23 protein-coding genes are annotated in these 22,845 nt (G+C 46.9%); 14 read left to right on the forward strand and 9 right to left on the reverse strand.

The genetic code is table 11. The features are described 5' to 3' along the window. Nucleotide 1 precedes the first annotated feature (1 nt). Together DFR44_RS00945 and DFR44_RS00950 are read left to right on the forward strand one after the other, a co-directional pair. Nucleotides 2–931: a M48 family metallopeptidase gene (locus DFR44_RS00945; RefSeq protein ID WP_133618825.1), complete on the forward strand. Its 930-nt coding sequence runs from the start codon at nucleotides 2–4 to the stop codon at nucleotides 929–931. Next, nucleotides 921–2,606, forward strand: coding sequence for a hypothetical protein (locus DFR44_RS00950; protein WP_133618826.1), 1,686 nt, complete (start codon nucleotides 921–923; stop codon nucleotides 2,604–2,606). The genes DFR44_RS00945 and DFR44_RS00950 overlap by 11 nt, the downstream gene beginning before the upstream one ends. 49 nt (nucleotides 2,607–2,655) lie before the next feature. Here the strand turns inward: DFR44_RS00950 and DFR44_RS00955 are convergent, their stop codons facing one another. The 3 genes from DFR44_RS00955 to trxB form a co-directional block, all read right to left on the reverse strand. Further along, nucleotides 2,656–3,282: a trimeric intracellular cation channel family protein gene (locus tag DFR44_RS00955; protein WP_133618827.1), complete on the reverse strand. Its 627-nt coding sequence runs from the start codon at nucleotides 3,280–3,282 to the stop codon at nucleotides 2,656–2,658. Between the two features lie 39 nt (nucleotides 3,283–3,321). Continuing rightward, nucleotides 3,322–3,996, reverse strand: a complete 675-nt coding sequence (locus tag DFR44_RS00960; RefSeq protein WP_133618828.1) for a Smr/MutS family protein — start codon at nucleotides 3,994–3,996, stop codon at nucleotides 3,322–3,324. Between the two features lie 98 nt (nucleotides 3,997–4,094). Next, nucleotides 4,095–5,054, reverse strand: a complete 960-nt coding sequence (trxB, locus tag DFR44_RS00965; protein WP_133618829.1) for a thioredoxin-disulfide reductase — start codon at nucleotides 5,052–5,054, stop codon at nucleotides 4,095–4,097. Nucleotides 5,055–5,378: 324 nt separating this feature from the next. Between trxB and DFR44_RS00970 the strand changes: the two genes are divergently transcribed. From DFR44_RS00970 to fbaA, 7 genes are all read left to right on the forward strand, one after another. Next, a complete protein-coding gene (locus tag DFR44_RS00970; protein WP_246012004.1) occupies nucleotides 5,379–6,170 on the forward strand; it encodes a spermine/spermidine synthase domain-containing protein in 792 nt (263 codons plus the stop codon). A 115-nt stretch (nucleotides 6,171–6,285) separates the two neighbouring features. Beyond that, nucleotides 6,286–7,041, forward strand: a complete 756-nt coding sequence (gene surE / locus DFR44_RS00975; protein ID WP_133618831.1) for a 5'/3'-nucleotidase SurE — start codon at nucleotides 6,286–6,288, stop codon at nucleotides 7,039–7,041. Between the two features lie 27 nt (nucleotides 7,042–7,068). Beyond that, nucleotides 7,069–7,926, forward strand: a complete 858-nt coding sequence (locus tag DFR44_RS00980) for a protein-L-isoaspartate(D-aspartate) O-methyltransferase (protein ID WP_133618832.1) — start codon at nucleotides 7,069–7,071, stop codon at nucleotides 7,924–7,926. Nucleotides 7,927–8,011: 85 nt separating this feature from the next. Beyond that, nucleotides 8,012–8,779, forward strand: coding sequence for a peptidoglycan DD-metalloendopeptidase family protein (locus DFR44_RS00985; RefSeq protein ID WP_133618833.1), 768 nt, complete (start codon nucleotides 8,012–8,014; stop codon nucleotides 8,777–8,779). A gap of 31 nt (nucleotides 8,780–8,810) precedes the next feature. Beyond that, nucleotides 8,811–10,166 (forward strand): 23S rRNA (uracil(1939)-C(5))-methyltransferase RlmD, encoded by a 1,356-nt coding sequence (gene rlmD / locus DFR44_RS00990; protein WP_133618834.1) that lies wholly within the window; start codon nucleotides 8,811–8,813, stop codon nucleotides 10,164–10,166. Between the two features lie 130 nt (nucleotides 10,167–10,296). Beyond that, nucleotides 10,297–11,496 carry a phosphoglycerate kinase gene (locus tag DFR44_RS00995; RefSeq protein ID WP_133618835.1) on the forward strand — a complete coding sequence of 400 codons (1,200 nt, stop codon included), beginning with the start codon at nucleotides 10,297–10,299 and terminating at the stop codon, nucleotides 11,494–11,496. Nucleotides 11,497–11,601: 105 nt separating this feature from the next. Beyond that, nucleotides 11,602–12,678 (forward strand): class II fructose-bisphosphate aldolase, encoded by a 1,077-nt coding sequence (gene fbaA, locus DFR44_RS01000; protein WP_133618836.1) that lies wholly within the window; start codon nucleotides 11,602–11,604, stop codon nucleotides 12,676–12,678. Between the two features lie 93 nt (nucleotides 12,679–12,771). Here fbaA and galU read toward each other — a convergent pair whose 3' ends face one another. From galU to rfbB, 5 genes are read right to left on the reverse strand one after another with little or no spacing between them, the layout of a single operon-like run. Next, nucleotides 12,772–13,605 (reverse strand): UTP--glucose-1-phosphate uridylyltransferase GalU, encoded by an 834-nt coding sequence (gene galU / locus DFR44_RS01005; RefSeq protein ID WP_133618837.1) that lies wholly within the window; start codon nucleotides 13,603–13,605, stop codon nucleotides 12,772–12,774. Nucleotides 13,606–13,634: 29 nt separating this feature from the next. Next, the gene (gene rfbC / locus DFR44_RS01010; RefSeq protein ID WP_425459555.1) at nucleotides 13,635–14,189 is read right to left on the reverse strand and encodes a dTDP-4-dehydrorhamnose 3,5-epimerase; all 555 of its coding nucleotides are present in this window, start codon (nucleotides 14,187–14,189) and stop codon (nucleotides 13,635–13,637) included. Further along, nucleotides 14,180–15,085 carry a glucose-1-phosphate thymidylyltransferase RfbA gene (gene rfbA / locus DFR44_RS01015; RefSeq protein WP_133618839.1) on the reverse strand — a complete coding sequence of 302 codons (906 nt, stop codon included), beginning with the start codon at nucleotides 15,083–15,085 and terminating at the stop codon, nucleotides 14,180–14,182. The genes rfbC and rfbA overlap by 10 nt, the downstream gene beginning before the upstream one ends. Nucleotides 15,086–15,091: 6 nt before the next feature. Beyond that, entirely contained in the window at nucleotides 15,092–16,012 is a 921-nt protein-coding gene (gene rfbD / locus DFR44_RS01020) for a dTDP-4-dehydrorhamnose reductase (protein WP_133618840.1), read from the reverse strand. After that, nucleotides 16,002–17,060 carry a dTDP-glucose 4,6-dehydratase gene (gene rfbB, locus DFR44_RS01025; RefSeq protein ID WP_133618841.1) on the reverse strand — a complete coding sequence of 353 codons (1,059 nt, stop codon included), beginning with the start codon at nucleotides 17,058–17,060 and terminating at the stop codon, nucleotides 16,002–16,004. Before rfbB ends, rfbD begins: the two co-directional genes overlap by 11 nt. A 211-nt stretch (nucleotides 17,061–17,271) precedes the next feature. Here rfbB and radA point away from each other — a divergent pair, with 211 nt between their 5' ends. Beyond that, complete coding sequence (gene radA / locus DFR44_RS01030) at nucleotides 17,272–18,639, forward strand: DNA repair protein RadA (protein WP_133618842.1); 1,368 nt, start codon at nucleotides 17,272–17,274, stop codon at nucleotides 18,637–18,639. Nucleotides 18,640–18,791: 152 nt separating this feature from the next. Here radA and DFR44_RS01035 read toward each other — a convergent pair whose 3' ends face one another. Then, entirely contained in the window at nucleotides 18,792–20,051 is a 1,260-nt protein-coding gene (locus DFR44_RS01035; protein ID WP_133618843.1) for a D-amino acid dehydrogenase, read from the reverse strand. A gap of 263 nt (nucleotides 20,052–20,314) precedes the next feature. On the opposite strand from DFR44_RS01035, the gene DFR44_RS01040 reads away from it, so the two are divergent. From DFR44_RS01040 to trmD, 4 genes are all read left to right on the forward strand, one after another. Continuing rightward, nucleotides 20,315–20,827: an Lrp/AsnC ligand binding domain-containing protein gene (locus tag DFR44_RS01040; protein ID WP_133618844.1), complete on the forward strand. Its 513-nt coding sequence runs from the start codon at nucleotides 20,315–20,317 to the stop codon at nucleotides 20,825–20,827. A 186-nt stretch (nucleotides 20,828–21,013) separates the two neighbouring features. After that, entirely contained in the window at nucleotides 21,014–21,262 is a 249-nt protein-coding gene (rpsP, locus tag DFR44_RS01045) for a 30S ribosomal protein S16 (RefSeq protein ID WP_133618845.1), read from the forward strand. A gap of 19 nt (nucleotides 21,263–21,281) precedes the next feature. Then, nucleotides 21,282–21,914 carry a ribosome maturation factor RimM gene (gene rimM / locus DFR44_RS01050; protein WP_133618846.1) on the forward strand — a complete coding sequence of 211 codons (633 nt, stop codon included), beginning with the start codon at nucleotides 21,282–21,284 and terminating at the stop codon, nucleotides 21,912–21,914. A 56-nt stretch (nucleotides 21,915–21,970) separates the two neighbouring features. Continuing rightward, nucleotides 21,971–22,771, forward strand: a complete 801-nt coding sequence (trmD, locus tag DFR44_RS01055; RefSeq protein WP_133618886.1) for a tRNA (guanosine(37)-N1)-methyltransferase TrmD — start codon at nucleotides 21,971–21,973, stop codon at nucleotides 22,769–22,771. The last annotated feature ends 74 nt before the right edge of the window (nucleotides 22,772–22,845 follow it).

Here is a 22,845-nt window from a genome sequence, read left to right on the forward strand (position 1 = left end):
TTTGAGTCGCTTGCGTCAGTGGTTGAACCAGTTGCAATTATCCCTGTTTGGCGATGATGAGCATACTTCGCCATCTCAACCCAAGCCTTTAAATCAAACACGATTGGTAAAACCATCGCCTCGCCCATCTCCAACATTTCCAACATCCCCCACGCAACCGCTTGCCAAAAAGCCCAGTCAACCTGCGGCGCGTCCAGCCAACGTGCGCGTGGCGCAGTTGGGCTCTCATCAAGTTCCCTATACGATTGAACGTGTGCGCCGCCGCACGGTTGGCTTATTGGTTGATGGTTCGGGTTTACGGGTGCGCGCCAGCCACGCCGTGACACTGGCTGACATTGAACGGATTGTACAAGGCAAAGCCGATTGGATACTGCGCAACTTGCACAAAATGCAGAATGCTGCACCAGCTCGTAGCTTTGTGCCTGATTTAAATGTCAATGAAGGGGATGTGTTACCCATTCTGGGTCGTCAAGTACAAGTTCGTTGGTCAACGCAGGCTGCGAAAAAAATAGATGCAGACCAGTGGTGCGCCCAACAGTTGACAGCAGAACACCCCATCCTAGAACTGCCCGATGTTGTACCTGCAAAACGCGAACAAACCGTCGTCGACGCGTTGACCGCTATTGTATTGGCGTATCTGTGCCAGCAGGCTCGGCACTATGCACAGACGCATCACCTGCGCTATCGCGTCATTGTGCTGTCCAATGCGAAAACGCTATGGGGTACGTGCCGCAGCGACGGTACATTGCGCTTGAATTGGCGACTGGTGTTTTTAGATACCACACTTGTGGATTATGTATTAGCACATGAGTTATCACATACGGTGCACATGAATCACAGCCGATTGTTTTGGCATCAAGTGGCTCAACTGTGCCCTGATTATAAAGAACGAGTGAAACGGCTTAAGCAATACAATCTGCGTGCGGTTTGAAGCAAGCGCAGGAATCATATGCTTTAAACAATATTTACAAAATTATTTTGGGCGTTCGCTTGGTCATCCCGTTTGCCATTATTTGAAGCAAAAAGGAAGTTATTTAGCTTACATTACTGTTTTTATGGGAGCTTTAATGAGCAATTTAATACAGAAATCTGGTGGCTTGTATGTTTTTTTGCAACAAAGCATTAGTGACAATGAGGTGACCAGCAGTGCTTCATACGAACAACTTTTTAATGACCTTAGAAAAAAATGGAGAAGGTATGACAAAATTTCATTATCTAAATGTCTTCTTGAGTATATTTATCAGACTAAAAATGCGCGAAAAGATATCAGCATGACTTTTGTGACAGCAACATTATTGCTATGGGTCATATCGGATACTTATAAACAAAAAGATATCCAACCCGTCACATCTGATAAAGCTTTGAAACTTCAGAATGCTCTTTGGCTCTTAAATTCACACACATCAATAAAAACGTTGCAGCACAAAAATATAGCCTTGCTTTTACGTAATATGATTTTTCAGCAGCATACTTTGCAGTTTGACTTGATTAGAACAAATTTTGCAAGGCAATGGATTATTTTTAGTGGGCTGGATGTTTCGAGTAATCTTCGTAATAGTTTTGAAGAAAAAACAGGGTTGAGCGTGGAGGACAGTTTGCTCGTTGTTTTGTTTTTTTCTTTGGTTTCTAAAATGTTGGAAAAAAACTTTAATCAATGTCACAGTGTAATAATGCAGCTAATCAATCAACACGAAAATTTATTTTCAACTATGTTTGCTTTTAGAGATAATAAGCTTCACTCTAAAATTGTAGTCCCAGATAAGCCTTCTGCGATTTATGCGCCAACGCCATTTGTCAAATATCCTTTGGTTGAAATTCAAGGTATTCCTTTTGTGGTTCATCCTCAATTGGCATTTCGAACTGCTGAAATGTTTGGTTATCGTACAGTTCATGAGCATGTTTCAAGTGAGTGGCAAAATTTAACCAAATTAATTGAGGGTTATGCCAACGACAGAGCAAAACAAGTGTTCAGTGATAATGCACGTGTAGACTCGAAAGTGCGGGATTTAATGGGAGGTGGTGCAGCTGAAAACTGTGATCAGGTTATATTGTTAGATGATTGCATTTTATTGGTTGAGATTAAATCTAGGCATGTTAGAGAAGATAAGCAAGTTTCAGTCAATGAAACTCATTTAGAAGGTGTTTTTAATGATATTGTCTTAAAAAGCCATAATCAACTTTTTGAAACACATCAAGCATTGCAGTCTAATAAGGTAATCACGCCAAGTAAAAAAGTATATTGGTTTATTGTGACAAACGATGAGTATAACTTTGCTAATGGAGGGCTTTTTAATGAATTTTACCCTCAATTAAAACAAAAACGAGCAAGCTTAGGTCGCTCGCCAGCAGGAGTTTTCGTTCTAACTTTGGACGAGTATGATATTTTAATCGATGCTCATCACGCTAACAAAATTGACTTGAAGACTTTTTTGTCAGAACTCTGCTTAAAGACTGAAAGTTTAAGTGCTGATTCTAGATTTAGCATCTTAGAATATGGAGACGAGGATTTAAAAAATCACTATCCAGAGCATTTGAAGTCAAATTTTAAAGAAGCATGGGGTAGAATGCATTCGTGGATGAAAGATTTTTTGCCAAGTGCATCCTGAATTATTTACTTTGTTTTGTATATCAGTGTATTCATCATTCAAGTCTTTTTCAAAACCCTTTCGGTACTTCCCACTTCAATTTGATGCTTATCAGGCGCAAAAACACAATGACGCCGCTGGCAATCAATAAACTGAGCACGTCGTTCGCATGGAGATGTCGCAAGCCGATGTATATCCATGAGCCTGCAAATGCACACGACGCGTAGGGGCTGCTGTCGGTTAAGAGCAAAGGCGTATCGCCGCACAAAATATCTCGAATCACGCCGCCAAAGGCTGCGCCAATCATGCCCAGCATAGAGGCAACGAAATAGGGCATGCCTGCTTCTAGGGCAACGGCGGTGCTGGTAATGGTGAATAGCCCCAAGCCCATGGCATCAGCGACCAACATGGCGCGTCGCGAAAACACACGGTGCGTGAAGTCCATCAGCGTTCCACCGAGCAGTGAGCAAATAAAAATAGCAATCACATAATTTTGGTGTTCGACCCAATAAAAAGGGCGGCGATCGAGCAGAATATCTCGTAATGTTCCACCGCCGAAAGCCGTGACAAAGCCAATGATGAACACGCCAATCGCATCAAACTTACGCTGTTGAGCGCGGATGAAGCCCGAAATGCAAAAGGCAATGATGCCAATGGCTTCTATGAATGGAATCAGTTTGATGACGGTTGGAAACATGCTTTGCTCAGTTGTTAGGGTTAAAAGTGGGTGTTTTAATTATGAGGATGCGGTGGCGGACTCGTGTCGATGCAGTAAAACCAACACGGCACCGTGTCCGCCCATTGCGGCGGGAGCAGGGCAAAAGGCCAAAACATTGTTGTTTTGCACCAGCCAATTGCGCACATTTTGTTTGAGCACGGCATGCCCCGTTTTTGAGCCGAAACCTTGACCGTGGATGATGGATATCACGCGTGCGCCTTCGTTTATTGCCCGATATAAAAAGGCATTGGTGGCGATGCGGGCTTCTTCGCTGGTTTGACCGTGCAAATCCATGCGTAAATCAATGACCCAATCGCCACGTTGGAGTTTTCTCAGTAATGCTTCGGGAACGCCTTTGCGCAGGTAAGTGCCCATCTCATCATTGAGAAGATGTTGCGCATCAAAGCCATCGGATAACTTGTCTTTTGCCTGTTTTTTTTGCGGGGCGACTCGCTTGATGTCGGGCAGTTTGAATTCAGGCGCAGGATGAATGTAGCGTTGCTTGTCTTTGAGCGGGGTGACTTGTTTGACCGCCGTTTTAAACTCATTTTCCATGCGCGACTGCGCCGCCGCTTGAGCTTTTTGCGCCAATTGTTCTGCTTCGCGTTGTTTAGCTTCTTGCTTGAGTGCTTTTTGTAAGGCGTTTAAATCTGTAAGTCCGTAGGATTTGGCTTTCATGTGGGTGTCAGTCAAAAATTCCCGCCGAGGCGGGAATTAAATGTTCAAAAAAGACTAAAAAGGTTCAATGCGGTTGATGAAGCTGTCTTATGAAACTGTCATTGAAGTCAATTTTAGTGCGCCAATGCTTCTAAGTAGCGTTGAGCATCCAATGCCGCCATGCAGCCAGAGGCTGCGCTGGTAATGGCTTGTCGGTAAATGTGGTCTTGTACGTCACCCGCGGCAAACACCCCTTCAATATTGGTCGCGGTGGCATTGCCCGTTGTGCCGCTCTTGGTTTTGATGTAGCCGTTTTCCATGTCAAGTTGACCTTTGAAAATATCGGTGTTGGGTTTGTGACCAATTGCGATGAACACGCCGTCTACTTTGATTTCTTTGGTGGTACCTGTTTCGGTGTGTTTTAAGCGCAAACCTGTTAAGCCGTAGTCGTCGCCCAAAGCTTCGTCTAGCGTTGTATGCCACTCAACCGAAACCTTACCCTCGGCGACTTTCGCCATCAAACGGTCAATCAAAATGGGTTCGGCACGGAATTTATCACGGCGGTGAATCACGGTGACGTGACTGGCAATATTGGCCAAGTAGAGGGCTTCTTCAACCGCAGTGTTTCCGCCCCCAACTACCGCAACAGGTTTCTCACGGTAGAAAAAGCCATCGCATGTGGCGCACGCGGATACGCCTCGGCCTGCAAAGGCCTCTTCAGAGGGCAAGCCAAGATATTGTGCCGAAGCACCTGTGGCGATAATCAAAGCGTCGCAGGTATATTCACCCGCATCACCGACCAAGCGCATGGGCTTTTCCGTCAGGTGCGTGGTGTGAATATGGTCGTAAATCATTTGGGTTTTGAAACGTTCCGCGTGCGCTTGAAAACGGCTCATCAATTCAGGGCCTTGAACACCATCGGCATCCGCAGGCCAGTTTTCAACATCGGTGGTGGTCATGAGTTGGCCGCCTTGTTCCAAACCCGTGATGAGGACAGGGTTTAAGTTGGCGCGAGCCGCGTATACTGCGGCGGTGTAACCAGCAGGCCCTGAGCCTAAAATCAGTAAAGAATGGTGTTGTGTCGCAGTGGTCATGTTTTATCCTTGTTAAACTGAATTGAACTGAAAATACCCGAGTGCTGTGTGAAAAACGACATCTTTTCGGTGTTACGGGGAAGACATTCGCTTCACCGTACATTAAGTGGGCGTTTTTATTCGGAAGAACACACTTTCCTGATAAAAACGCCTAAAAAATCAGACGGTTAAATCATGGTCTGATTTGAGTTGTATCTCGAGTTGTATCAACGAATTTGAATGTTTTTGAAAAAACGTCCGTGGTTTCACGTTTTCTTTACGTTATTATACGTGCTTTGCAACTTCCTCGCTTCGCCTCACAGCCCCTTAAACGACTTCACGCCCATGAAAAAATCAAAAACCAGCTATAAAAAAGAGCCCATTACCTTTTCAGAAATTGGTGATGTGCGTTATTTACACTTTGGCACGCCGTGGGTGCAAGGTGCGATGAATTTACGCAAGCCTTTTAAACTGGAGCTTGAATATGCACGCATGATGATGATGTATATTTTGTTCCTCGATGAGCCCGCACAGGTTGCACAATTGGGCATGGGCTGCGCTTCGCTGACTAAATTTATTTGGAAAAACATGCCGCGCACCAACAGCACGGTGGTTGAGCTTAATCCCGATGTGGTCAATGCCGCATACACCATGTTTAAGTTGCCGAGCGATGAGGCTCGAATCAATGTGGTGGAAGCCGATGCGGCCGAATGGGTGGAGCAACAAGCTGCGGTTTTTGATGTGCTGCAAGTTGACTTGTATGATGCGTCTGCGCGAGGCCCTGTGTGTGACAGTGTTGCGTTTTACAGTGGATGTTTCAATGCGCTCAAGGACAACGGCATGTTGACCGTGAATTTATTTGGCGACCACCCCAGTTTTGAGCGCAATATGACGCATTTAAACCAAGTGTTTGATGGTCGCGTCATTGCCATGCCTGAAATCCATGAAGGCAATCGCATTGCTTTGGCGTTCAAAGGTGCGCCTTTGGCCGTGACTTGGACCGATTTGTACGCCCGTGCGAGCGTGGTGAAAGAGGCTTACGATTTGCCCGCCAAACGTTGGGTGAGCGCGCTCAAACAGGTGGCTTTAGAAGCGGCGTCTCATCAAGGAAGTACAAAGGAACAGTTTTGCGTATGATGGCTTGAGCACAATGACGCACGCATTTATGCCTCTTCGTCCTTTAGCATTGGCTTAAAGTCATTATAATGTGGGTTAAAAGAAGCCCGAATGGGTAATTGTTAAGTGGAAACATATGGCACGAATTTTAATTAGTAATGATGATGGCTATCATGCGCCAGGTATCGAAGCGTTGTACGATGCCTTGCATGATTTAGGCGATGTCTCGGTGATGGCGCCAGACCAAAACCGCAGTGGCGCATCCAATTCATTGACTTTGGATAAGCCTTTGAATGTACGTCAAGCAAGCAATGGTTTTTATGTGGTCAATGGAGGGACGCCAACCGACTGTGTGCATTTGGCAAGTACGGGATTTTTTGAGCACAAACCTGATATCGTGGTGTCTGGCATCAACAATGGCCAGAACATGGGCGATGATACGCTTTATTCTGGTACGGTCGCCGCAGCGATGGAGGGATTTTTATCAGGTGTTCCTTCATTGGCATTTTCGCAAGTGAATCGCGGTTGGACGCATGTCGATGCCGCTGCACAGATTGCTCGGCGTTTTGTGCAGATGTTTTTAGAAAAAGAAGTTCGCACCGCGTTATTGTGGAATATCAACATTCCCAATTTGCCTTTGAGTGATTTAAAAGGCATCGAAGTGACACGCTTGGGTCGTCGTCATACGGCTGAGAATGTTCATGTTGTGTCCAATCCACGGGGTGAGGCTCAATATTGGATTGGCGCGGCTGGTGATGTCAAAGATGGTGCGGATGGTACGGATTTTCATGCGACAGCGTGTGGTCGAGTGTCGGTGACACCGTTGCAAATTGACATGACCGCTTTTAGTGCTTTAACCGAAACCCGAGTTTTGGTTGACGGGTTGTTATGATGTCTTAAGAAGGGAGACGCTTCGCTGATGTCTAAAGGGCCGAAAAAAAACAGCTATGAACCGTTGTCTGAAGTACAGCGGGCATGGTTGCGCTCGCAAGAGCAGGCCCGTCAAAAAGTGAAGCCGTCCATTGTGCAGTCATTCGCACCCGTTGCCCCGCAGTCGCTGTACCCGATTATGCAAGAGAACACTTTGCGTAATACATCAAGTGATTGGCGTGAGCGTCCTGAAGTGTTGCTCAAAGCCCGCGCCTTAATGGTGGATACAGTGCGTCAAAAAGGGGTGGACGACACGGCAGTTTTAAACGCGATGCGACGTTTGCCACGGCATGTTTTTGTCGATGATGCGTTTTATTTGCGTGCATACGATGACGATGCGCTGCCCATTGGTCATGGTCAAACGATATCACAACCCTCAACTGTTGCGCGTATGTTGATGTTGTTGCGGGCGCATGCTGATTGTCATAAGGTTTTGGAAATTGGCACAGGTTGTGGTTATCAAGCCGCTGTACTGGCGTTGTGTGTCGAACAGGTCTATTCGATTGAGCGCATTGCGCCTTTGTACGAATTGGCCTCTTTTAATCTAAATCAAGTGCGTGGTGTCTTGCCGCACATGCCGAATCTTCGCTTTAGTGATGGCATGCTTGGTTGGGCAGAGGCGGCTCCGTTTGATGGTATTATTTTAGCGGCCGCAGGTTTGACGGTTCCCCAAACACTTTTAGAACAATTGCGTGTCGGCGGTGTGTTGATAGCTCCCGTCGCGCTTGAAGCTCATTCTCAACAGCATTTGGTGCGCATCACGCGCACGAGTGAAAAAGAATGGCAACGTGAAATTTTAGAAACCGTGCGTTTTGTTCCACTTGTGAAAGGTGTTTTGCATAAGTAAAGTGGGGCATCAACACCGCAACAAGTGGATTGCGGAAATAGGATATGGTAAACCAACACCAATTAAATGATGTAGAGGGAAAACTATGAAAAAAAGGTATCAGTATCTTTTAAAAGCCATTATGACCGTGGGTATTGGCATGACTTTAGTGGCGTGTGGCACAAGTAGTGGCGGTGGCTCTTCACGTCACAGTCATCGTGCCGATTCCAGTGGCATGTATCGTGTGCAGTCAGGAGACACTTTGGCGTTGATTGCGCGTGCAAATAATGTCAATTATGTTGATATCATGCGTTGGAATGGTTTGACCAATCCTGACCGCATTGAGGTCGGCTGGCGTTTACGCGTGCGACCCAATGCCTCTGGAAAATCGGTGGTCTCGACACCATCCGCTCCACCAGTGGACACCAGCGGCGGGGTTTCGGTGGTTAAAGCCAAACCGCCCGCATCGGCGAATCAAGATTTGGCCGCTAATCCTGAAATTGTTAATAATTTGCGCTGGGTGTGGCCTGTTCCTGGCGAGGTGCTGAAGCGATTTGATGGCATAAACAGTAAGGGCGTTGTCTTGGCTGGTAACCTAAAAGACCCTGTGTTCGCTGCGGCGAATGGTGAAGTGATTTATGCAGGCAACAGCTTGCGAGGTTACGGCAATATGATAGTGATTAAGCACAATGACACATGGAGCACGGTGTATGCCAATAACAGTGAATTGTTGGTTAAGGTGGGCGACCGTGTGACGGCTAATCAAACAATTGCGCGCATGGGCAGTACCGAGGCACCGCGCGTGCAGTTGTATTTTGAGGTGCGTTGGAATGCCAAGCAGATTGACCCCCTTAAAGTTTTACCAGCGCGCTAATTTGTGATTAAAAAGAAAGTAGATGTTTCTGATGGGCAGACGTAAAAAAGAACAAAAAGTCGAAAAAGTATTTCCCGTGGTGCAATTGACCATAGAGTCCTTGGATATGGAAGGGCGTGGTATTGCGCACCATGATGGTAAGGTCGTGTTTGTTGAAGGTGCGTTGCCTTTTGAAGAAGTGCGCGCACACGTGATTCGAGAAAAATCAAATTACAATCAAGCCCGAACCACTGAGGTGTTGCGGGCTTCAAGCGAACGTGTGAAACCCAAATGTGCTGCGTATGGTGTGTGCGGTGGATGCGCCATGCAACACATCAATCCGCGTGCGCAAGTGGCGGCCAAGCAACGGGTTTTGGAAGACAATTTACAACGAATTGGGCAGGTGCGACCAGAGATTATTCTGCGTCCAATTGCTGGCCCCACATGGGGTTACCGCTATCGGGCGCGTTTGTCGGTGCGCAATGTGCATAAAAAAGGTCAAGTCTTGGTTGGTTTTAGGGAGAAAAATGGCAGTTATGTGGCCAACATGCTCGCCTGTGAAGTTTTGCCCAAACACATTTCAGACTTGTTGCCTAAATTACGTGAGCTTATCGCAGCGACCAGCGTTGCCGACCATATTCCACAAATCGAAGTTGCAATTGGACAAGACTCCAATGTGCTTGTGTTTCGTCACATGTTACCGCTCAATGCCGATGATGAACGGCTTTTAAGGGACTTTAGTGAGACCCATCACGTTGATATTTGGTTGCAGCCCAAAGGTGTTGAAACGGTGCATGCTTTTCATCCGACTGACAGCGCATTGTATTACGATTTACCCGAGTTTGGCATCCGCATGCCCTATCGTCCGACTGACTTTACGCAAGTGAATTTTCACATCAATCGTGTTTTGGTCGCTCGCGCGATTCGCCTGTTGGAGATTAAGCCCAATGAACGAGTGGCGGATTTTTTCTGTGGCTTAGGCAATTTCACATTGCCTTTGGCAACGCAAGCCACCCACGTCATTGGCATTGAAGGTTCAACGCAGCTCACGCAACGCGCCTTAGAAAATGCGCAAGTCAATGGTGTGGCGGACAAAACTGAGTTTTACTGTCGAAATTTGTTTGAAGTGACGGCTGATGATTTACGCTCTTTAGGTGCAATTGACAAATATTTGGTAGACCCGCCGCGCGATGGTGCAGACGCGTTGTGTCGTGCATTGGCTGAACTGACGCGGCAGGAAAAACCGCGCAAAATTGTTTATGTTTCTTGCAATCCATCGACCTTGGCGCGTGATGCACATACCTTGGTGCATCAGGCAGGGTATCGCTTGGTCTCTGCAGGCGTAGTCAATATGTTTCCACACACTGCGCATGTTGAATCAATGGCTGTATTTGAGTTGCAAGCATAATTTAAGCGTTGCTGCTCGACCCTAACGTTGCTCGAAAGCACTCACGAGGGTATGATTTTGGTTAGCTGTATGGCTCGCTGTGCAAAAATACCAATGAGCCTATTTTTTAAAAAAGATATAAAGGACAAAGATGAATGTTAAAACTTTAAGCCAATTGGTCACGGCGGGCGAACTTAAAGGTAAGCGTGTATTTATTCGTTCGGATTTGAACGTGCCGCTAAACGATGAGCACATCATTACTGATGACACCCGCATCCGTGCGTCTATTCCTGCGATTCAAATGGCTTTGAATGCGGGTGCAGCCGTTATGGTGACCTCGCACTTAGGTCGCCCGACTGAGGGCGTATTAGCCGAAGGTGATTCGCTCGCGCCTGTGGCCGCTTGTATTGCCGAATTGCTTGGCGATGGCATTACAGTCCGACTGGTGCAAAATTGGGTGGATGGCGTTGAGGCTCAAGTGGGTGAGGTGGTCGTGCTTGAGAACTGTCGCGTGAATGCAGGCGAGAAAAAAAATGATGAGGCCTTGTCGCGCAAAATGGCAGCATTATGCGATGTCTACGTCAACGATGCTTTTGGCACATCACATCGGGCTGAGGCCACCACTTATGGCATTGCCCAGTTCGCGCCCATCGCTGTAGCAGGCCCCTTGCTCGAAGCTGAGTTAGATGCCTTAGGTAAAGCCTTACTCGCCCCGAAAAAACCTTTGGCTGCAATAGTGGCTGGCTCTAAAGTTTCCACCAAACTTACTATCTTGCAAAGTTTAGCCGATAAAGTGGACCAGCTCATTGTGGGCGGCGGCATTGCCAATACCTTTATGGCGGCAATGGGCTTGCCGATTGGTCAATCCTTATCTGAACCTGATTTGGTTAATGAAGCAAAGTCGATTATCGACAAAATGGCAGCCCGTGGTGCGAGCGTGCCGATTCCGACCGATGTGGTGTGTGCTAAAGCATTTTCTAAAGATGCCGTTGCAACGGTAAAAAAATCCACAGAAGTTGAGGCCGATGACATGATTTTAGACATTGGTCCTGACACCGCTGCAGTGATAGCAGGTCAATTATTGACAGCAGGTACCATCGTTTGGAATGGCCCAATGGGCGTGTTTGAATTTGACCAATTTGGCAATGGCACGCGCGTATTGGCTCAGGCCATCGCACGCTCAACAGCCTTTTCCATCGCAGGCGGTGGCGACACCTTGGCGGCGATTGCGAAATATAACGTTGGTGATGAGGTCAGCTATATTTCAACGGGTGGTGGTGCATTCTTGGAGTTTTTGGAAGGTAAAGAGTTACCCGCTGTGGCGATTTTGAAGCAGCGCGCATTGGATTGATAAACGGTATCTCGAGAAAATTTTGAGAAACTAAATGGTTGAGCTTGAGGCGCTTAAGGCAATTGAGCTCAATCGTGTATTTTTTCAAATTAAAGGAGTCCTTCAATGACTAAAATTTTTAATCACGTTAAAGCAGGTGTGTTGACGGGTGATGATGTGCAAAAAGTATTTGAACTGGCGAAAGCGGGGAACTTTGCTTTGCCCGCAGTCAATGTGGTCAATAGCGACACCATTAACGCCAGTTTAGAAGCCGCGGCCAAAGCGAAAGCCCCAATTATTATTCAGTTTTCTAATGGTGGCGCAGCGTTTATGGTCGGTAAAGGTTTGAAACTTGAGGGGCAAGAGGCTGCGGTGTTGGGTGCAGTCGCTGGGGCACGTTATGTGCATCAAGTTGCGGCGGCTTATGGCGTGCCTGTGATGTTACACACCGATCATGCGGCGAAAAAACTGCTGCCATGGATTGATGGGCTGTTAGACGCAGGCGAGGCTTTTTTTGCTGAAACAGGCAAACCTTTGTTTTCATCGCATATGTTGGATTTGTCGGAAGAACCTTTGCACGAGAACATTGACATTTGTGCTGAGTATCTCAAACGCATGGATAAAATGGGCATGACGTTGGAAATCGAATTGGGTTGCACGGGCGGCGAAGAAGATGGCGTGGACAATACAGGCATGGATGCGTCCGCTTTGTACACGCAGCCAGAGGATGTGGCATATGCTTATGAGCAATTGATTAAAATCAGCCCGCGCTTTACCATTGCGGCCTCATTTGGCAATGTGCATGGCGTGTATAAACCAGGCAACGTCAAGTTGACCCCACAAATTCTTGATAATTCGCAAAAATATGTGTCAGAAAAATTCGGTCTGCCCGCCAAATCATTGAACTTTGTATTTCATGGCGGTTCGGGTTCTACGGATGCGGAGATTAAAGAATCTGTTAGCTATGGTGTGGTAAAAATGAACATTGATACCGATACGCAGTGGGCGAATTGGGCGGGCGTGCTGAACTATTACAATGACAAAAAAGACTATTTGCAAGGTCAATTGGGCAATCCAGATGGTCCAGACTCGCCCAATAAAAAACATTATGACCCGCGCGTGTGGTTACGTAAAGGTCAGGAGTCGATGGTGTCTCGCTTGGTTCAAGCGTTTACAGAGTTGAATGCTTTGGATGTGTTGTAATTTTTAGAGCGAGATTGTTATAAAAAAGCCTTTCATGACGAAAGGCTTTTTTCAATTCAGACGCATTTAATAAGACGCGATAAATTAAAAACCTTATTTGTCTAAATAACGCAAACCAAAGTGCAGATTTGCTTCTAAGAAGCCCACTTTGTTCCCGCAATCAAAACGTTTGCCTGATAAGGGAATACCAATCATTTTTTCAGTGGCTAACAGCGCGGAAATGCCATCGGTTAATTGAATTTCACCGCCTGTGCCGCGTTGTACGTTTTGTAAAATAGGCATGATGCTTCCACTCAACACATAACGTCCAACAACAGACCAGTTGCTCGGGGCCGCATCACGTTTCGGTTTCTCGACAATGCTTTCAATTTGAACAGGGGTGGTGCTGTCGTTGACGGGCTTGATGATGCCGTATTTTTCGACCTCGCTCCACGCCACTTGCTCTAGGGCCAAGACGCTACAATGTTCGCGGTCATGGGCTTGAATGAGCTGTTTCATTGCGCCCACGGGATAGCCATCAATTAGGTCATCAGGCAATAAAACTGCGAAGTGCTCGTCGGGTGTAATGAGCGGTGAGGCGCAATTAACGGCATGCCCTAAGCCCAATGCTTCGGATTGACGCACGTAAATGCATTGGATGTGCGAAGGAATGATGTTGCGCACAATCTCTAGGGCGTCTTTTTTTTGTTTGGCTTCCAGCTCATTTTCAAGATCGGGGTTGCGATCGAAATAATCTGCAATCGCATTTTTGGTTCGACCTGTGACGAAAATTAAGGTCTCGCATCCCGCCTCAACGGCTTCCCGTACCGCATAGTCAATAATTGGGCGGTCAACGACGGTCAGCATTTCTTTGGGAATGGCTTTGGTCGCGGGTAAAAAACGTGTGCCTAAACCTGCCACTGGGAAAACTGCTTTTTGTACGGGCATGTGTATCTCCTTAAAATTAATATGTAATGCTACTCAAAAAGTTCAGCTTCATTAAGAAAAAGTGCTTGTTTATCCTTGTCCGCCAATAGAACCATGCTCGGTGTAACGCCCCAATTAATCGCCAGCTCTGGGTCATCCCAACGTATGCTGCGCTCATGGGCTTTGAACCAATAGTCAGTGGTTTTGTATAAAAAGTCAGCGCTCTCAGAAGTGACGACAAAACCATGCCCAAACCCAGGTGGTATCCATAACTGTCGATGATTGTCCGCCGATAATTCTACCGCCACCCATTGTTTAAATGTCGGTGAAGATTGGCGTAAATCAACGGCCACATCAATCACGGTGCCATTGACCACACGCACCAGTTTGCCTTGTGCGCGTTCAATTTGGTAGTGCAATCCTCGCAAAACCCCTTGTGTTGAACGGGAGTGATTGTCTTGTACGAAAGGCAAGGTCACGCCTGTTTGTTTACGGAATTGTTGTTCATTAAAACTTTCAAAGAAAAAACCGCGGGCGTCACCAAAAACAGTGGGCTCGATGATTTTGACTTCAGGAATGGCGGTGTCTATGACGTTCATATTGATGTTGTCTTGGTTTGCTTGGTGTTCACAAGCCGTTGTAAATATTGACCGTAGTCACTTTTAAGCAGGGGTTCAGCTAACTTAGCCAACTGGGCGTTGTTGATGTAGCCCATGCGGTAGGCAATTTCTTCAACGCAAGCGACTTGTAGTCCTTGTCGCTTTTGGATTGAGGCCACAAAAGAGCCTGCATCATGTAAGGAGTCATGCGTGCCTGTGTCTAACCAAGCGTAGCCACGATCCATGGCTTGCACGGTCAATTCGCCGCGTTTTAGATAAATTTGATTCAAATCGGTAATTTCCAGCTCGCCACGAGCAGAGGGGCGGATGGTTTTGGCGTATTCCACCACGTTGGCATCATAAAAATATAGACCTGTGACCGCATAGTTTGATTTGGGCTGGCTTGGTTTTTCTTCGATAGAAACCGCTTTGTTGTCGTCATCAAATTCAACCACGCCGTAACGTTCTGGGTCGTGTACATGGTAGGAAAACACGGTTGCACCTTGCACTTGATTGTTGGCCTCTTGCAGCAAACCATGCAGGTCGTGTCCAAAGAAAATATTATCGCCGAGAACCAGAGCAGCGGGGCTGCCTGCTAAAAAGTCTTCTCCAAGGATGAATGCTTGAGCCAAGCCGTCGGGTGAGGGTTGGATTTTATATTGTAAACGCAGCCCCCATTGTGAACCATCGCCGAGCAGTGATTCAAACCGACCAATGTCCTGAGGGGTGCTGATGATGAGTATGTCTTGGATGCCTGCAAGCATCAATACGCTCAAGGGGTAGTAAATCATTGGCTTGTCATATACAGGCAAAAGTTGCTTACTCATTGCGTATGTGATTGGGTACAGCCGTGTCCCTGAGCCGCCCGCGAGAATAATCCCTTTTCGATTGGTTGTGTTCATGTGAGTTTATCCTTGTTGAAGCAAGTTAAAGACATGTTGAACGCCGCTTTGCCAACTTGGCAAGCTCAAGTTGAACGTACTCTCTAAAAGATGACAATCCAAACGCGAATTGTTCGGGCGTTGGGCGGGCGTGGGGTATTCAGCCGATGGGATGCCGCCAATTTGAGAGGCTTTCACTTTAAGTTCCAGCCCTTGTTGTTCGGCCAGTTCGGCGACAAACTGCGCATAGCCGTGCCAGCTCGTTGCGCCTGAAGCCGTCAAATGATAAGTGCCGTAAGCAATATCGTCCGCTGAGTGGATGCCTCGTAAGTAGTGGGCGATAAGTTGAGTGGTGACATCCGCGATGAGTAATGCACTGGTGGGTGCGCCGATTTGGTCGTTGACGATATTGAGGCTGTCGCGTGTTTGCAACAGTCGCAACATGGTTTTAAGGAAATTCGCACCCAATGCGCCGTATACCCAGCTGGTGCGTAAAATAAAATGACGTTGCGCGTGTGCACGCACGGCCTTTTCGCCCGCTAACTTGCTTTGTCCGTATACAGATTTTGGATTGGCTGCATCGTTTTCGGTATAAGGCTCATTCTTTGTACCATCAAACACATAATCGGTTGAATAATGCACCAATAAAGCGTCATGAGCAGCCGCCCATTTGGCCATGATTTCAACGGCCGTGGCGTTGATGGCATAAGCGTTTTCAATATCGGTTTCTGCCTTATCGACTGCCGTGTGCGCGGCGGGATTGACAATGATGTGAGGCGCATATTCATCGAGTTTACACGTAATGGCTTGCGGGTCGGTCAAATCCATTTGTTCGCGGTCAATGGCGATGATGTCGCCGAGTATGGATAACGAGCGCATCAATTCAAAGCCAACTTGGCCTTGTGTGCCTGTGATGAGGATGCGAGGTTTTTTTAAGTTATGCGCCATAATGCTTTGCCGTCCATTCACGGTATTGGCCGCTGGTCACATGATGTGTCCAGTCTTGATTGTCCAAATACCATTGCACGGTTTTTCGGATGCCCGTTTCAAAAGTTTCGGCGGGTTTCCAGCCCAAATGATGTTCTAATTTTCGAGCGTCTATCGCATAACGGCGATCGTGCCCTGGGCGATCCGTGACATACGTGATTTGCTCGGCGTAGCCTTTACCATCGGCTCGGGGGCGCAGCTCGTCGAGTAGTGTGCAAATGGTGTGTACAACATCCAGATTGGTCTTTTCGTTCCAGCCGCCCACATTATACGTTTCGCCCAACTGACCCGCCTCAAGCACGCGGCGAATGGCACTGCAATGGTCTTTGACAAACAGCCAGTCTCGAACTTGTTGTCCATCGCCATAAATAGGCAATGGCTTACCCGCCAAAGCATTCAGAATCACCAGTGGAATTAATTTTTCAGGGAAATGATACGGCCCGTAGTTGTTACTGCAATTGGTTGTCAGTACAGGCAGGCCATAGGTGTGATGCCACGCGCGCACCAGATGGTCAGACGCTGCTTTGCTGGCAGAGTATGGACTATTGGGTTCGTAGCGGTTGCTTTCACAAAAAGGGGCGTCGTGTGCATCGAGTGTGCCGTAGACTTCATCGGTGGAAATATGTAAAAAACGAAAAGCGGTTTTATCCACCTCGGGCAAATCGTTCCAGTACGCTCGTGTTGATTCAAGCAGATTGAATGTGCCGACGACATTGGTTTGTATGAAGTCACTTGGGCCATGAATTGAGCGGTCTACGTGCGATTCTGCGGCAAAGTTGATGATGGCGCGAGGACGGTGTGTTGACAATAGGCGTGCCATCAACTCACGGTCACCGATGTCGCCGTGGATAAAAATGTGTTTGGGATTGTCTTTGAGAGAGGAAAGTGTGTCTAAATTACCCGCGTAGGTCAATTTATCCAAATTAACCACAGCCTCATTGCCGTTGGCTAACCAGTCCAATACAAAATTGCTACCGATAAAGCCTGCGCCCCCCGTCACTAAAATCATGATGTTCCTTTGTTTTTGCCGTTTACGTGGGCTTCATTCTACCAGCTCAAGTTGTACTTGTTGTTGAAACAAATGTGTTTTTTATATCAATTTATATGAACTTATATAAACCGTTAAGCTCTATTGATAAAGCTTTTGAATCAGCTAAAAGCGCCCATCGTCTTTCACGTAAAATAACGCTTTGAATCGAATCATTGTTGATAAAAAGAATATGGCTACTAAATCTAAGATCCAATATGTTTGCAACGAGTGTGGCGGCGTGTCCGCCAAATGGTCGGGGCAGTGCCCGCATTGCCATACATGGAATTCTCTTGTTGAAACCACCGAACAAAAAAGCAGCCAAAACCGCTTTGCTTCGCTCGCTCCGAGCGCACCTGTACAGTCGTTGGCGCAAATAGACGCGGCCGATGTGCCGCGCTTTTCCAGTGAAGTGTCGGAGTTTGATCGCGTTCTCGGTGGTGGGCTGGTACCAGGCGCGGTGATTTTGATTGGCGGTGACCCTGGCATTGGCAAATCAACTTTGCTGTTGCAATCGCTCGCGGAATTATCAAAAAGCAGGCATGTGCTGTATGTGAGTGGAGAGGAATCAGGGGCGCAAATCGCATTGCGGGCGCAGCGTTTGGGCGTGTCCAATGCTCAAATGCAGTTTCAAGCTGAAATTGGTTTAGAAGCCATTATGACAACCTTGCAGACATTAAAACCAGATGTTGCAGTGGTTGACTCGATTCAAACCATCTATTCGGGTGAGTTGACCGCAGCGCCAGGCTCCGTGTCGCAGGTAAGGGAGTGTGCGGCACAATTGACGCGTGTTGCTAAGTCAACGGGAGTCACCTTAATCATGGTCGGTCATGTGACCAAAGAAGGCAGCCTCGCAGGGCCACGGGTGTTGGAGCACATTGTTGACACGGTCTTGTATTTCGAAGGCGACACTCAATCATCATTTCGCTTGATTCGTGCCTTTAAAAATCGTTTTGGTGCGGTCAATGAATTGGGCGTGTTTGCCATGACCGAAAAAGGTTTAAAAGGCGTGACCAATCCGTCAGCAATTTTCTTGTCGCAGCACAATGCTGGCGTTGCGGGTTCGTGTGTCATGGTGACGCAAGAAGGTACACGTCCTTTATTGGTTGAAATTCAAGCCTTAGTCGATGCCTCTCATGCGCCCGCACCGCGTCGCTTGTCGGTTGGTTTGGAACAGAATCGCTTGGCCATGTTGCTTGCCGTGTTGCATCGGCATGCGGGCGTGGCGTGTTTTGACCAAGATGTCTTCATCAATGCAGTGGGCGGTGTGAAAATTACCGAGCCAGCAGCGGACTTGGCGGTTTTGTTATCAATTGTCTCGTCGTTGCGCAATAAACCTTTACCTGCGGGCTTGGTTGTCTTTGGTGAGATTGGTTTGGCGGGTGAAGTTCGGCCTGCGCCGCGCGGGCAAGAGCGATTGAAAGAAGCGGCTAAACTTGGATTTACTCACGCCCTTATTCCTAAAGCCAATGCGCCAAAACAAAAAATCGACGGCTTGAAAGTGATTGCTGTTGAGCGAATTGATGAGGCTTTAAATAAGTTACGAGATATGGAGACTTAATCTCACAGGATAAAAAAAACCCAGTGCATTGCACTGGGTAAATTCTCTTTTATTCCTAAAAGAGAAGAGGGTTCGTGTCGATTGTCTTGCTGTCGTAAACGCTTAAAACTATCTAAGTAAATTTACGTTTCTGTGCATTAATGTCGTTGTTTTTAGTTGTCGCTATTGTAACGCGACAATGAAAGGTCTGTGTATTCAATTTGGGCTTCTTTTTGACTAATAAGGTCGGCGATGAGTTGACCTGAGCCACACGCCATTGTCCAGCCTAACGTGCCATGCCCTGCGTTTAACCACAGGTTTTGAATCGGCGTTTGCCCGACAATGGGCGTGGAATCTGGTGTCACAGGGCGCAGTCCTGTCCAAAAGCTGGCTTTTGCAGTGTCGCCTGCATCTGGGTATAAATCATTGACCACCATCTCTAGGGTTTCGCGGCGCGACGCGAGTAAGTCTTTGTTGTAACCGCGCAACTCGGCCATGCCGCCAACGCGGATGCGGTCATCAAACCGCGTGATTGCAACTTTATAGGTTTCGTCCAACACAGTAGAGACGGGTGCTCGCTCAGTGTTTTTAATGGGTACTGTAATTGAAAAACCTTTAATTGGGTAAATGGGAATCTCTAAACGACCCTTGAGCAGCTGTGGCGTATAAACACCAAGTGTGCATAACACAATATCTGCCGAATGTATCTCTGAGCCGCAACGCACGCCAGTCGCAACATTTTGATGAATGATGATTTCATCGATATTGGTGTTGTATAAAAAAGTCACGCCCTTGTCCGCGCACATTTGCGCCAAATGTGTGGTGAATATTTGACAGTCGCCTGTTTCATCATTAGGCAAACGCAAACCGCCCACCAAAGGCACGCGGCTATTTGCCAATGCAGGTTCGGCGTGAATTAATTCTTCTGCGTTGAGTAATTCGTAAGGTACGCCCAACTCCTTGAGCACCTTGATGTCTTTGTCGGCGGCCTCAAGTTGAGACAAAGAGCGAAATACTTGAGTTGTTCCTTTTTGGCGCGCCTCATAAGCAATACCCGTATCTGCTCGCAACTTAATTAAGCATTCGCGTGAATATTCCGCCAGTCGAACCATGCGTAGTTTGTTGCGTTGGTAGCGAGTTTGGTCGCAATTTTTAAGCATCGCCAGCATCCACTTGATTTGTGCAAAAGACCAATCGGGGCGGATGGTTAGCGGCGAATTTTTTGCAAACATCCATTTTAATGCTTTGGTTGGCACACCAGGAGCCGCCCAAGGCGAGGCATAGCCGGGTGAAATTTGACCCGCATTGGCATAGCTGGTGTCTAAAGCGGCCGCCTCATGCCGTTCAATGACTGTTACATCATGACCTGCTTGAGCCAGATAATATGCGCTGGTAACGCCAATGACGCCGCTACCTAAAATGACGATTTTCATAAAATGCTCACTTAAACGAAATAATAAAAGAGGGGTCTATTGAGTGCAGTACGGTTTAATGGATATTTGTTGGGATTAAAACGTTTCTGTCGAGTGTGTTAGGTTATCTCTATGTGATAGATTTTGAACCGTACTGTTCAATTGGCATAAGTAATGTTTACATGAAATGAAACAGTCTATGCGATAATTTTTGCTATCATATTCAAAAATTGCTAGAATTACTTACTGAAATTTTATTTTAATTTGAAAATGATTGGGGTTTTATGCGGGTCGAAAAAAAAACCAGTAAAACTTTAGACAAAATTGACCGACGTATCCTAGGTATTTTGCAAGAAGATGGCCGAATTGTAATGACAGACTTGGCCGAAAAGGTTGGGTTGTCTCTCACGCCGTGTATTGAGCGCGTGCGTCGCATGGAGCGTGAAGGCATCATCATGGGCTATCATGCACGATTAAACCCAAAGGAGTTGGGCGCGAGTTTGTTGGTGTTTGTTGAAATTAGCTTGAAAGACATGGCCAACGGTAAGTTTGAAGAGTTTCGTCGCGCCGTACTCGAAGTCGAACAGGTGCAAGAGTGTCATTTGGTTTCTGGCGACTTCGATTACCTTGTTAAAGCCCGTATTCGAGAAATGAGCGAATACCGCCAGTTGTTGGATGTGCTGTTGCGTTTGCCTGGCGTGGTGAACTCAAAAAGCTATGTGGTTATGGAAGAAATCAAGGAAACTTTAGCCTTATCACTTAATCATACGGCAGGCTCTTCAATGATGCAGCCGTAATGTAATTTATTTACCCAAGAAAAGCTGAATGGCGTATTGAATAGTTGATAGCAAGAAATATTGCCAATAATCTAATTTTTCCAGTATAATGCTGAGTTTACAAGTTTTGTGGTGCGCGAATGGGTATGGCGCGTACTGTTGAGAAAACAATATTTAACTAATTCGTTAAAAATTAAAGGATTTATCATGGTAGTGATTCGTATGGCTCGCGGCGGTTCTAAAAAGCGTCCTTTTTACAACATCGTGGCAGCTGACTCACGCAACCGTCGTGATGGTCGTTACATCGAACGCGTGGGTTTTTACAATCCATTGGCTGCTGAAGGTGTTGAAGGCTTGCGTATTGCCGCAGACCGTTTGACTTATTGGCAAAGTGTTGGCGCACAATTGTCGCCAGCAGTTGCGCGTTTGGTTAAAGAAGCCAAGCCAGTAGCTTAATTTCAAAGCATAGTTCGGCATGGTCGCGTTTAAACCCAAAGCCAAGACTCAGTCCAACATAGCGGAGCAGCGTCAGGCAGTTCAAACGCAACCAAGTGATTTGGTCGTGGTCGCACGCATTGGTGCGGCTTATGGCGTGAAGGGATGGGTAAAGCTCCATCCCTTTTCCAATTCTCCAGATGCATTGCATCATGCGAAAACGTGGTGGATAACGCCATATTTAGGCACAGAGTCTTCGGATACTCAAACCAATGCTTTGACTTGGTCTGTCTTTTCACCGCTTACGTTCAAAGCCCATGCTGATGCTTGGGTCGCACAATGCCGTGAGTGGACCGATCGCAGTGATGCCGAAAAACACAAAGGTTGGCAAGTGGCTGTATCACGTGCTGATTTTCCTCAGCCCGATGAAGATGAGTTTTATTGGGTTGACTTGGTTGGTGCGCAAGTTATTAATCAAGATGGCGTGTGTCTAGGCGTGATTGATTCCCTGCTTGAAAATACGGCTCAGACGGTAATGTCCATTTCTAGCCCTGAAAATAAAGCCGCCCCTCAGTATTTGATTCCTTTTGTCTCCGCGTTTGTCGGCGAGGTTGATTTACAGTCAACCCCGAAAACGGTACAAGTGATTTGGGACGTGGATGCCACGGCGTAAAAAAGACTACCGCTGTTGACCAGCGGTATTTTTTATAACTTTGAATGGCCGATATGATTGCTTTAGACCTCATTACCTTATTCCCAGAAATGTTTACAGCCTTAACTCAGCAAGGTGTGGTGAGTCGAGCTTTTAAACAGGGTCTGGTGAATGTTCAATTTTGGAATCCAAGAGAATTTGCACTGAATGCCAACAAAACGGTGGATGACCGACCGTATGGTGGTGGTCCGGGGATGGTGATGATGGCTGCGCCTTTGGCGGCGGCGATTCGCGCGGCATGCGAGCGACAACGTGCTTTAGGCAAAAAACCGCATGTGATTTATTTGTCGCCTCAGGGACGTGTTTTGACGCAAACATGGATTGCGGATTGTTTGCAACACGTTCAACAGCAATCAAACATAGAAACACAGCGCGGTTTGGTGTTGTTGTGTGGCCGTTATGAAGCGATTGATGAGCGATTGTTTGATTTGGGTTTGATTGACGAAGAGTTGAGCATAGGCGATGTAGTGGTTTCTGGAGGCGAGTTACCTGCTATGTTGATGCTTGATGCGTTGTTGCGTTGCGTTGAGGGCGTTTTGAATGACGATATGTCTGCTCAACAAGACTCATTTAGTCGTGCGGTCGATGGTCTATTGGACTGCTCACACTATACCCGTCCTGAAAAATTCGAGGAATTTACCGTGCCAAGCGTGCTTTTATCTGGAGACCATGCTAAAATAGCAGTCTTTCGGCGTCAGCAAAGTTTGTTAAATACAATGCGCAAGCGTTTTGATTTGATTGAACAAGCGCGTGCTCAAGGTCAACTGAGCGTGGCGGATGAAAAATTTTTGGCTTCTCAGATGGATTCTGAGGGCTAATTAGGGTGAGCGGGAAACCGCTTGTGATTGTTTTTCAACATCTGTTTTGTGTTGAAATTCTCCATCCTCTGGTC

The organism is Hydromonas duriensis, from assembly GCF_004363775.1.
Lineage (GTDB): Bacteria > Pseudomonadota > Gammaproteobacteria > Burkholderiales > Burkholderiaceae > Hydromonas > Hydromonas duriensis.

What these genes read in the sequence shown, in the direction of transcription:
- DFR44_RS00955 (WP_133618827.1), bottom strand. Translation starts at nt 3,282, where the DNA reads ATGTTTCCAACCGTCATCAAACTGATTCCATTCATAGAAGCCATTGGC.
- trxB (WP_133618829.1), bottom strand. Translation starts at nt 5,054, where the DNA reads ATGACCACTGCGACACAACACCATTCTTTACTGATTTTAGGCTCAGGG.
- DFR44_RS00970 (WP_246012004.1), top strand. Translation starts at nt 5,379, where the DNA reads ATGAAAAAATCAAAAACCAGCTATAAAAAAGAGCCCATTACCTTTTCA.
- surE (WP_133618831.1), top strand. Translation starts at nt 6,286, where the DNA reads ATGGCACGAATTTTAATTAGTAATGATGATGGCTATCATGCGCCAGGT.
- DFR44_RS00980 (WP_133618832.1), top strand. Translation starts at nt 7,069, where the DNA reads ATGTCTAAAGGGCCGAAAAAAAACAGCTATGAACCGTTGTCTGAAGTA.
- DFR44_RS00985 (WP_133618833.1), top strand. Translation starts at nt 8,012, where the DNA reads ATGAAAAAAAGGTATCAGTATCTTTTAAAAGCCATTATGACCGTGGGT.
- rlmD (WP_133618834.1), top strand. Translation starts at nt 8,811, where the DNA reads ATGGGCAGACGTAAAAAAGAACAAAAAGTCGAAAAAGTATTTCCCGTG.
- DFR44_RS00995 (WP_133618835.1), top strand. Translation starts at nt 10,297, where the DNA reads ATGAATGTTAAAACTTTAAGCCAATTGGTCACGGCGGGCGAACTTAAA.
- fbaA (WP_133618836.1), top strand. Translation starts at nt 11,602, where the DNA reads ATGACTAAAATTTTTAATCACGTTAAAGCAGGTGTGTTGACGGGTGAT.
- galU (WP_133618837.1), bottom strand. Translation starts at nt 13,605, where the DNA reads ATGCCCGTACAAAAAGCAGTTTTCCCAGTGGCAGGTTTAGGCACACGT.
- rfbA (WP_133618839.1), bottom strand. Translation starts at nt 15,085, where the DNA reads ATGAACACAACCAATCGAAAAGGGATTATTCTCGCGGGCGGCTCAGGG.
- rfbD (WP_133618840.1), bottom strand. Translation starts at nt 16,012, where the DNA reads ATGGCGCATAACTTAAAAAAACCTCGCATCCTCATCACAGGCACACAA.
- rfbB (WP_133618841.1), bottom strand. Translation starts at nt 17,060, where the DNA reads ATGATTTTAGTGACGGGGGGCGCAGGCTTTATCGGTAGCAATTTTGTA.
- radA (WP_133618842.1), top strand. Translation starts at nt 17,272, where the DNA reads ATGGCTACTAAATCTAAGATCCAATATGTTTGCAACGAGTGTGGCGGC.
- DFR44_RS01035 (WP_133618843.1), bottom strand. Translation starts at nt 20,051, where the DNA reads ATGAAAATCGTCATTTTAGGTAGCGGCGTCATTGGCGTTACCAGCGCA.
- DFR44_RS01040 (WP_133618844.1), top strand. Translation starts at nt 20,315, where the DNA reads ATGCGGGTCGAAAAAAAAACCAGTAAAACTTTAGACAAAATTGACCGA.
- rpsP (WP_133618845.1), top strand. Translation starts at nt 21,014, where the DNA reads ATGGTAGTGATTCGTATGGCTCGCGGCGGTTCTAAAAAGCGTCCTTTT.
- rimM (WP_133618846.1), top strand. Translation starts at nt 21,282, where the DNA reads ATGGTCGCGTTTAAACCCAAAGCCAAGACTCAGTCCAACATAGCGGAG.